Below are 778 nucleotides of genomic sequence, written 5' to 3' on the forward strand. Positions count from 1 at the left end.
AAAACTAACGAATAAGAAAAGTCCCGGTTCTTGTAAAACTGCATAAGACATCTATATTCTGATTTGAATTATTATGTCGGGATACCAGGCGCAACATAAAGCAAATCATATATTTTTGTATATGTTGGGATAAAACAACAAAAACCCTCGTTGGAATATGAAAAAAATCTACACTTCCTGCATTCTGTTTCTGCTCTTTTCATATGCATATCCCCAGGTTCTGAAAACATCGGGGGCTTATTTTAAGAATGGTGTGGTCGTCTCTGCTCATCCTCAGGCGTCAGTAGCAGGAATACGAATCCTTAAACAGGGAGGGAATGCCATAGATGCGGCAGTAGCAGTTCAGTTTGCCCTTGCTGTGGTTTACCCGAACGCAGGCAATATCGGCGGCGGCGGTTTTCTGGTATTCAGGGCTGCCGACGGTAAAATTGCATCGCTGGATTACCGCGAAAAAGCACCTTTGCTTGCTACCAGAAACATGTATCTTGACAGCGCAGGGGTCCCTGTTAATGATAAAAGCCTTTACGGGCACTTTGCAGCCGGGGTACCGGGTACTGTTGACGGCATGGTTCAGGCGCACTCAAAATTTGGCAGGCTGAGCTGGAAGAAAGTCATACAGCCGGCGATTGATCTGGCAACCAAGGGTTTTCCAGTCACAGAAAAGCAGGCAGATGAGTTAAACAAAATCAGAGCCCGGCTGGCTGAATTTAATCCAGGAGGAACGGCCCTGGTTAAAGCCACGGGCGCGTGGAAGGCCGGTGATGTGCTGATCCAGCCT

The 778-nt window shown here is 47.0% G+C and carries 1 protein-coding gene; it reads left to right on the plus strand.

Annotated features, from left to right (window positions below; all coding sequences use genetic code 11):
• Positions 1–157 precede the first annotated feature (157 nt).
• Positions 158–778 (plus strand): gamma-glutamyltransferase (locus ACNOHI_RS24735; protein WP_420477386.1); only part of this gene is annotated, 621 nt, incomplete at its 3' end.

Origin of the sequence: Noviherbaspirillum sp. ST9 (assembly GCF_048799745.1) — a bacterium.
GTDB lineage: Bacteria > Pseudomonadota > Gammaproteobacteria > Burkholderiales > Burkholderiaceae_D > Noviherbaspirillum.